General features: G+C 54.7%; 8 protein-coding genes. 3 read left to right on the top strand and 5 right to left on the bottom strand.

Going from position 1 to position 9,350, the window contains the following annotated elements; genetic code table 11:
• Positions 1-104: 104 nt before the first annotated feature.
• From leuD to leuL, 5 genes are all read right to left on the bottom strand, one after another.
• Positions 105-710 carry a 3-isopropylmalate dehydratase small subunit gene (gene leuD / locus OK409_RS11185; protein WP_264367061.1) on the bottom strand — a complete coding sequence of 202 codons (606 nt, stop codon included), beginning with the start codon at positions 708-710 and terminating at the stop codon, positions 105-107.
• A 3-nt stretch (positions 711-713) separates the two neighbouring features.
• Entirely contained in the window at positions 714-2,120 is a 1,407-nt protein-coding gene (gene leuC, locus OK409_RS11180) for a 3-isopropylmalate dehydratase large subunit (protein WP_010671818.1), read from the bottom strand.
• Positions 2,121-2,124: 4 nt separating this feature from the next.
• Positions 2,125-3,216 carry a 3-isopropylmalate dehydrogenase gene (gene leuB, locus OK409_RS11175; protein WP_264367060.1) on the bottom strand — a complete coding sequence of 364 codons (1,092 nt, stop codon included), beginning with the start codon at positions 3,214-3,216 and terminating at the stop codon, positions 2,125-2,127.
• 2 nt (positions 3,217-3,218) lie between these two features.
• The gene (gene leuA, locus OK409_RS11170; RefSeq protein ID WP_010253843.1) at positions 3,219-4,781 is read right to left on the bottom strand and encodes a 2-isopropylmalate synthase; all 1,563 of its coding nucleotides are present in this window, start codon (positions 4,779-4,781) and stop codon (positions 3,219-3,221) included.
• A gap of 89 nt (positions 4,782-4,870) precedes the next feature.
• Positions 4,871-4,954, bottom strand: a complete 84-nt coding sequence (leuL, locus tag OK409_RS22535) for a leu operon leader peptide (RefSeq protein ID WP_099257765.1) — start codon at positions 4,952-4,954, stop codon at positions 4,871-4,873.
• 731 nt (positions 4,955-5,685) lie between these two features.
• On the opposite strand from leuL, the gene ilvI reads away from it, so the two are divergent.
• From ilvI to cra, 3 genes are all read left to right on the top strand, one after another.
• Positions 5,686-7,407 (top strand): acetolactate synthase 3 large subunit, encoded by a 1,722-nt coding sequence (gene ilvI / locus OK409_RS11165; RefSeq protein WP_264367059.1) that lies wholly within the window; start codon positions 5,686-5,688, stop codon positions 7,405-7,407.
• 2 nt (positions 7,408-7,409) lie between these two features.
• On the top strand, positions 7,410-7,901 hold the full coding sequence (gene ilvN / locus OK409_RS11160) for an acetolactate synthase small subunit (protein ID WP_003854770.1): 492 nt from the start codon (positions 7,410-7,412) through the stop codon (positions 7,899-7,901).
• A gap of 196 nt (positions 7,902-8,097) precedes the next feature.
• Positions 8,098-9,108, top strand: coding sequence for a catabolite repressor/activator (gene cra / locus OK409_RS11155; protein WP_010253851.1), 1,011 nt, complete (start codon positions 8,098-8,100; stop codon positions 9,106-9,108).
• Positions 9,109-9,350: the final 242 nt, after the last annotated feature.

Below are 9,350 nucleotides of genomic sequence, written 5' to 3'. Positions count from 1 at the left end.
TGCTCGGCCAGAAAAAAGGCTGCCACGTTTGACCGTGACAGCCTTTACAAATCTAATCTTAACTGATCAGCATTACGACCCAATGTCGCCCTGATTTTACTCAATTAGCGCAGGAAGGCGGGCTGATTCTGCTCATACTGCGAAATGGAGGCTTCGTACTGCAGCGTCAGGCCGATGCTGTCCAGGCCGTTAATCATGCAGTGGCGGCGGAAGCTGTCGAGCTCGAACGAATAGACTTTATCGCCAGCGGTGACCGTCTGCGCTTCCAGGTCTACCGTAAAGCTGATGCCGGGCTGGTCCGCAACCAGTCTGAACAGCTCATCCACTTCCTCTTCGCTTAACTTCACCGGCAGCAGCTGGTTGTTGAAGCTGTTGCCATAAAAGATATCCGCGAAGCTCGGCGCAATCACCACGTGAAAACCAAAATCGGTCAGCGCCCAGGGCGCATGCTCACGTGAAGAGCCGCAGCCAAAGTTTTCACGCGCCAGCAGGATACTGGTGCCTTTGAACTCAGGCTTGTTCAGCACAAAGCCGGGCGTTGGCACGGTGCCCGCGTCATCTTCAAAGCGCCAGTCGTGGAACAGATGCTGTCCAAAACCGGTGCGGGTGACCTTCTGCAAAAACTGCTTGGGAATGATCGCGTCGGTATCGACGTTCGCGGCATCCAGCGGCGCAACAATGCCGGTGTGCTGAGTAAATTTATTCGCCATGACTTAAGCTCCTGTCGTCAGTTCACGGATGTCGGCAAAGTGGCCGGTTACGGCAGCCGCCGCGGCCATTGCCGGGCTGACCAGATGGGTACGTCCACCACGGCCCTGACGGCCTTCAAAGTTACGGTTGCTGGTTGACGCGCAACGCTCGCCCGGATTCAGGCGGTCATTGTTCATCGCCAGACACATTGAGCAGCCTGGCAGACGCCATTCAAAGCCCGCTTCCAGGAAGATTTTGTCCAGACCTTCCGCTTCGGCCTGCGCTTTCACCGGGCCGGAACCCGGAACCACCATGGCGACCACGCCAGGCGCGACTTTGCGGCCTTTGGCGATGGCGGCTGCGGCACGCAGATCTTCAATACGTGAGTTGGTGCAGGAGCCGATAAACACTTTATCAATCGCCACATCAGTCAGTTTGATGCCTGGCTGCAGGTTCATGTAGGCGAGGGCTTTTTCGGCTGAGGCGCGCTCAACCGGATCGGCGAACGAGGCCGGATTTGGTATCACCTGATCAACGGCAATAACCTGACCCGGATTGGTGCCCCAGGTGACCTGCGGTGCAATCTCTTCAGCATGCAGCGTTACCACCGCATCATATTTCGCGCCTTCGTCAGACTTCAGGGTGCGCCAGTAATCAACGGCCTGCTCCCATTTCTCACCCTGCGGCGAGAACTGACGACCTTTCAGATAGTTGAAGGTGGTCTCATCCGGTGCCACCAGGCCCGCTTTCGCACCCATCTCAATCGCCATGTTGCACAGGGTCATACGACCTTCCATGCTCAGCGCCTGAATCGCCGGACCGCAGAATTCGACCACATAGCCGGTTCCGCCTGCGCTGCCGGTTTTGCCGATGATCGCCAGCACGATATCTTTAGCCGTAATGCCGGTTGACGCCTGGCCCAGCACTTCAATCTTCATGGTTTTTGCCCGACCCTGCTTCAGGGTCTGGGTAGCAAACACATGTTCAACTTCAGAGGTGCCGATACCAAAGGCCAGCGAGCCAAACGCACCGTGCGTGGCGGTGTGCGAGTCGCCGCACACAATCGTCATACCCGGCAGCGTCATGCCCTGCTCAGGACCGATAACGTGGACGATACCCTGGAACGGATGATTCAGGTCATACAGCTGTACGCCAAACTCAGCGCAGTTTTTCATCAGCTCCTGCATCTGAATACGCGCCATCTCGCCCGATGCATTGATATCTTTGGTCTGCGTAGAAACGTTGTGATCCATAGTGGCAAAGGTTTTGCCCGGCTGACGGACTTTACGTCCGTGGGCGCGCAGACCATCAAAGGCCTGGGGCGAGGTCACCTCATGGATCAGATGGCGATCAATGTAGAGTAACGGCGTTTCTTCTGGCGTTTCGTGGACGACATGTGCATCAAATAACTTCTGGTATAAGGTTTTCATTTTTTTATTTTTCCTCGGCGATAAAGCGGGCAATGATGCTGCCCATCTCATCTGTGCTGACCGCTGGACCATCACCGGCTAAATCTTTGGTGCGGTAGCCCTGTTCCAGCGCACGGCTGATGGCACGTTCGATACTGTCGGCAGCCTCATCGGCATTCAGGCTGTAACGCAGCAGCAGCGACAGTGACAGGATCTGGGCGACCGGGTTGGCAATATTCTGACCGGCGATATCCGGCGCCGAGCCACCCGCGGGTTCGAACAGGCCAAAGCCCGCTTCATTCAGGCTGGCGGAAGGCAGCATCCCCATCGAGCCGGTGATCATGGCGCACTCATCAGAGAGAATGTCACCGAACAGGTTGGAGCAGAGCAGCACGTCAAATTGCGACGGGTCTTTGATCAACTGCATGGTGGCGTTGTCGATATAGATGTGGCTCAGCTGCACGTCCGGATACTCTTTGGCCACTTCGTTGACGATTTCACGCCACATCACGGAGGTCTGCAGCACGTTGGCTTTATCAACTGAGGTGACTTTATTGCGACGTTTGCGCGCCGATTCAAACGCGATGCGGGCGATGCGCTCAATTTCGAAACGGTGATAAACCTCGGTATCAAATGCACGCTCTTCCGGGCCACTGCCTTCACGTCCTTTCGGCTGACCAAAATAGATACCGCCGGTCAGTTCACGCACGCACAGAATGTCGAAACCTTTGGCAGCGATGTCGGCGCGCAGCGGGCAAAGCGCCTCCAGTCCGCTGTAGAGCGCAGCCGGACGCAGGTTACTGAACAGCTTAAAATGTTTGCGCAGCGGCAGCAGCGCACCGCGCTCCGGCTGTGATGCTGGCGGTAAGTGCTCCCATTTCGGGCCGCCAACGGAACCAAACAGAATCGCGTCGGCCTGCTCGCAGCCTGCAACCGTTGCGGGTGGCAGGGGTTCACCATGCTGATCGATAGCAATGCCGCCGACCGCATACTCCTGGGTGGTGATCTGCATATCAAAGCGCTGACGAATGGCATCCAGCACTTTCATAGCCTGCGCCATCACTTCCGGGCCGATACCATCACCGGGTAAAACTGCGATATGAGATGAGCTGGACATGGTTATACGGTTTCCTTCTGATCTTTAAATTTGCGCTGCAATTCTTGTTCAACCTGACGGGCACGCCAGATATTGTTCAGAGCGTTGACCATCGCTTTGGCGGAGGACTCCACAATATCGGTCGCCAGACCAATGCCGTGGAACTTGCGGCCATTGTAACTCACGACGATATCGACCTGACCCAGCGCATTCTCGCCGTGGCCTTTCGCGGTCAGCTTGTAGTTAACCAGCTCGGCGTCGAACTGGGTGATACGGTTAATCGCCTGGTAGACCGCGTCAACCGGGCCGTTACCGGTAGCTGCATCCGATTTAGCGACATCGCCGCAGCCCAGATTGACAGAGGCGGTGGCGGTGATGCTGGAACCGGTCTGGACGTTAAATTCGTGCAGCTGGAAATGTTCCGGCTCTTCATTCTGCTTGTTGATGAAGGCCAGCGCTTCCAGGTCGTAATCGAAAACCTGACCTTTTTTATCGGCCAGTTTCAGGAAGGCGTCATACAGCGTATCCAGATTGTAATCCTGCTCGGCATAGCCCATCTCTTCCATGCGATGTTTTACCGCCGCGCGGCCAGAACGTGAGGTCAGGTTCAGCTGGATTTTGTGTAAGCCGATCGATTCCGGTGTCAGGATTTCATAGTTCTCGCGGTTCTTCAGCACGCCATCCTGATGAATACCCGAGGAGTGAGCGAAGGCGTTAGAGCCGACCACTGCCTTGTTCGCCGGGATCGGCATGTTGCAGATCTGGCTGACCATCTGGCTGGTACGGTAGATTTCCTGATGATTGATATTGGTATGCACGTTCATGATCTGCTGGCGGGTTTTAATCGCCATGATCACCTCTTCCAGCGCACAGTTACCGGCACGTTCACCCAGGCCATTCATCGTTCCTTCCACCTGACGCGCGCCCGCCTGTACGGCAGCCAGGGCGTTGCCGGTTGCCATGCCCAGGTCATCGTGGGTGTGAACAGAGATAATTGCTTTGTCGATGTTAGGAACGCGATTCATCAGCTCGCCGATGATGTGGGCATACTCGCCTGGCAGGGTGTAGCCAACGGTATCCGGGATGTTGATGGTGGTGGCACCAGCGTTAATCGTGGCTTCTACCATCCGGCACAGGTCATCAATCGGGGTACGGCCGCCATCTTCGCAGGAGAACTCAACGTCGCTGGTGTAGTTACGCGCACGCTTCACCATATGCACCGCACGCTCAATCACTTCCGGCAGCGTGCTGCGCAGTTTGGTGGCGATGTGCATCGGCGAGGTAGCGATAAAGGTATGAATACGGAAGGCTTCGGCAACGCGCAGTGATTCGTACGCCGCATCAATATCTTTTTCCACACAGCGTGCCAGACCGCAAACCCGACTGTTTTTAATGGTGCGCGCAATGGTCTGCACAGACTCAAAGTCGCCCGGTGAGGAGACCGGGAAACCGACTTCCATCACATCCACGCCCATGCGCTCCAGCGCTAAAGCAATCTGCAATTTTTCTTTCACACTCAGGCTGGCCTGTAATGCCTGCTCACCGTCGCGCAGAGTGGTATCGAAAATAATGACTTGCTGGCTCATCGTAATCATCCTTATGCTTTTTCTGGCCTGGCAACGAGCATAAAAAAACCCGCGACAGGCGCGGGTTTTTAACTTTCAGCAGGTTTGAATCAGTGTTTGATTCCGCCCACAAGTCTACCGCGCAAGCTGAGTGCGTTTAGTAGTAGACCGAGAAGGCGAACAGAACGAAACATGGATTCAAACCTTATAAAATGTTGTGCTGTACATATTGGTACTGGAATCACTCAGGGATGTCAACCTTCAATGCAGGGGTATTCTTAGTGGTGTCAGAGGAAGATATTCTGTTATTTAACGGTCAGGCAGCGTAATGAACAGCGCCGTAGTGGCTGCGGAGGCAATCGACCCGGGAATGAGCACTGATTCTGCGGGTCTTTGATTTTATTATGTTGAAAATTAAAGACTTTATCGGGAGGGTGTCTCGCGAGGATACAGGATATATCACCTGCTCTTTAGCATAATCGAATGCGCTTCAACGATTTACTGGTTAATTACGCCAGAAAAGAAAAGTGTCAGGCGATAGTGGGCCAGGGCAGCCGGGTAATAAGTTTTCGTTATTTCTTAGATCACGCTGAAAATAATTTCTTAATCAGCATTTTCCTCTGCGGTTCTGCCGCGTAATTAGTTTAATCCGCGCAGCCAATTCTTATCGGGCAGAGCCTTTACGCCCCTGCCTTTTAATTTACGTGGGTTTGCGGTTTGCCTGCCCGGTTAACTGCGGTTATGGTAATCGACCTACTCTCAGAAAAATAAACTCAACAGATTTCTCTGTAACCGGACAGCGGCAGTTGTTTCCGCTGTCATGCATAAACATAAGATTTTGATTGGCAAAGCAGGCACCGGGGCTTTGTGGTACGCGCTAACGGGCGTATTAACAGAGCCGGGTCCGCAAGCCTGGAGGCAGAAGATGGAGATGTTGTCAGGAGCCGAAATGGTCGTCCGTTCGTTAATCGATCAGGGCGTTAAGCAGGTATTCGGTTATCCGGGTGGCGCAGTGTTGGATATCTATGATGCGCTGCAAACCGTCGGGGGTATCGATCACATTCTGGTGCGTCATGAGCAGGGTGCGGTGCACATGGCTGACGGCCTGGCGCGCGCCACCGGTGAAGTCGGCGTGGTGCTCGTCACCTCCGGACCCGGCGCAACCAATGCGATTACCGGTATCGCCACCGCCTATATGGACTCGATTCCGCTGGTGATCCTCTCGGGTCAGGTTCCCTCGTCGCTGATTGGCTATGATGCCTTTCAGGAGTGCGACATGGTCGGCATCTCTCGTCCGGTAGTGAAGCACAGCTTCCTGGTGAAAAGTACCGAAGAGATCCCAACCGTGTTGAAAAAGGCGTTCTGGCTGGCTTCCACCGGACGTCCGGGGCCGGTGGTAATCGATCTGCCGAAAGATATTCTGAATCCGGCCAACAAGTTGCCTTATCACTGGCCGGAAACGGTAAGCATGCGCTCCTACAATCCGACCATTCAGGGCCATAAAGGTCAGATTAAGCGTGCGCTGACCACGTTGCTGGCCGCGAAGAAGCCGGTGATCTATGCCGGTGGTGGTGCCATTACCGCAGGCTGCGAAGCAGAACTGTTAAAGCTGGCCGAAAGCCTGAACATTCCGGTGACGACCTCGCTGATGGGCCTGGGCGCGTTCCCTGGCACTCATCGTCAGTGCGTTGGCATGCTCGGTATGCACGGCACGTACGAAGCCAACATGACCATGCACAACACCGACCTGATTTTTGGTATCGGTGTGCGCTTTGATGACCGCACCACCAACAACCTGGCGAAGTATTGTCCCAACGCCACGGTGATGCATATCGATATCGACCCGACCTCTATCTCTAAGACGGTGGCGGCGGATATCCCGATTGTGGGTGATGCGAAGCAGGTACTGCAGCAGATGCTGGAGTTACTGGCGCAAAGCGAAAGCCAGCGCGCTGAGAGCCTGCACGACTGGTGGCAGGAGATTGAGGGCTGGCGCAGTCGTCACTGCCTGGAATTTGATCGCACCAGCGACAAAATCAAGCCGCAGGCGGTGATTGAAACCATCAGCCGTCTGACCAAAGGCGATGCGTATGTGACGTCGGATGTGGGCCAGCACCAGATGTTTGCTGCGCTCTATTATCCTTTCGATAAACCGCGTCGCTGGATCAACTCCGGCGGTCTGGGCACCATGGGCTTTGGCCTGCCTGCTGCGCTGGGCGTGAAGATGGCGCTGCCGGACGAAACAGTCATCTGCGTAACGGGCGATGGCAGTATCCAGATGAACATTCAGGAGCTTTCCACCGCGCTGCAGTACGATCTGCCGGTGCTGGTGCTGAACCTGAATAATCGGGTGCTGGGCATGGTGAAGCAGTGGCAGGATATGATCTACTCCGGTCGTCACTCCCAGTCTTATATGGAGTCACTACCTGACTTCGTGCGTCTGGCGGAAGCCTACGGCCACGTCGGGATCGCGATTGAGCACCCGACTGAGCTGGAAGAGAAGCTGGCGCTGGCGCTGGAAACCCTGGCGAAGGGACGTCTGGTATTCGTGGATGTCACCGTTGACGGTAGCGAGCATGTTTACCCGATGCAGATTCGCGGTGGCAGCATGGATGAGATGTGGTTGAGCAAAACGGAGAGGACATAATTATGCGTCGTATTTTATCAGTTCTGCTGGAGAACGAATCCGGCGCATTATCCCGTGTCGTCGGCCTGTTCTCGCAGCGCGGCTATAACATTGAGAGCCTGACCGTGGCACCAACGGATGATCCTACGCTGTCGCGGATGACCATTCAGACGGTGGGCGATCAGAAGGTGCTGGAGCAGATTGAAAAGCAGCTGCACAAGCTGGTAGATGTGCTGCGCGTTACCGAGCTGGGGCAGGGCGCCTATGTTGAGCGCGAAATCATGCTGGTGAAGATTCAGGCGAGCGGTTATGGCCGCGAAGAGGTGAAGCGTAACGCCGAGATCTTCCGCGGTCAGATCATCGACGTGACGCCGACGCTGTACACGGTTCAGCTGGCAGGCACCAGTGACAAACTGGACGCCTTCCTGAGTACCGTCCGCGACGTTGCCGAAATTGTTGAAGTGGCACGCTCCGGTATCGTCGGCGTTTCACGCGGCGATCGTATCATGCGTTAATCACGCAGCGTCATCATCAATCCTCACCTAACCCGGCGAAATGCCGGGTTTTTTTATTTTTTATGCGCCAGGCGAGTTACATTCAGAAAAGCGGTTGCTCCGCGCACTTTTCTGCTGTTAGATGATAGCCATGAGTTATCCATAGCTTAACTGCGGCTATTTCTGCCGTAAAAGCGGATTTGATGGTGGGGTTATCGTGAAACTGGATGAAATTGCGCGTTTGGCAGGCGTGTCGCGCACCACGGCCAGTTATGTGATCAATGGCAAAGCGCGGCAGTATCGTGTCAGCGACAAAACCGTTGAGAAAGTCATGGCGGTGGTACGTGAGCATAATTATCACCCTAATGCGGTGGCTGCCGGGCTGCGCGCCGGGCGTACGCGCTCTATTGGGTTAGTGATCCCCGATCTGGAAAATACCAGTTATACCCGTATTGCGAACTATCTTGAGCGGCAGGCCCGTCAGCGCGGCTATCAGCTGCTGATCGCCTGTTCTGAAGATCAGCCCGATAACGAGATGCGCTGCATTGAGCATCTGTTACAGCGGCAGGTCGATGCGATCATCGTCTCTACTTCGTTACCGCCAGAGCATCCCTTTTATCAGCGCTGGATCAACGATCCCCTGCCGATTATTGCGTTAGATCGCGCGCTGGATCGTGAACATTTCACCAGCGTAGTCGGTGCCGATCAGGACGATGCTCATATGCTGGCGGCTGAACTGCGTCAGCTTGAGGTCAAAAATGTGCTGTTCCTCGGTGCGTTACCCGAGCTGTCGGTAAGTTTCCTGCGCGAGCTGGGTTTCCGCGATGCATGGAAAGACGATCCCCGGCCGATTGACTACATCTACTGCAATAGCTTCGAACGCACAGCCGCCGCGGCACTGTTTGAACAATACCTTGAAGATCACCCGATGCCGGAGGCGCTTTTTACCACCTCATTTGGTCTGCTGCAGGGTGTGATGGATGTGACGCTGAAACGAGACGGACGGCTTCCGACCGAGCTGGCCATCGCCACCTTTGGCGACCACGAATTACTGGACTTTCTTGAGTGTCCGGTGCTGGCGGTGGGTCAGCGTCATCGCGACGTGGCAGAGCGCGTGCTGGAATTAGTTTTAGCCTCGCTGGATGAACCCAGAAAACCAAAACCCGGGTTAACCCGCATTCGCCGTAATTTATACCGTCGCGGACAATTAAGCCGAAAAGTTAAATGAGTCACGGGCAGTATTACGCTGCCCGCCTCTTTTATTTAACGATTTAACTGATTAAATAAACAGGTCGACGTAAAAAAGCGTAAATTCTGCTCATCAAATCTAACAAAGCAGAAAGGGTTATTTTTATTATCTGCTTACAACTTCAACAAACTTACTTTCCCGTCTGGCCTGAAGCCGCTGGGCTTCCTTTCGGAAATCCCCTAAAATGCCGCCGCTGTCTCAGAAACCACGATTAATATTTA

Source organism: Pantoea sp. RG18 (assembly GCF_025910075.1).
Classification (GTDB): domain Bacteria; phylum Pseudomonadota; class Gammaproteobacteria; order Enterobacterales; family Enterobacteriaceae; genus Pantoea; species Pantoea agglomerans.
Note: the sequence above shows the minus strand (reverse complement) of the source record. Positions and strands in the feature narration are given on the sequence as shown.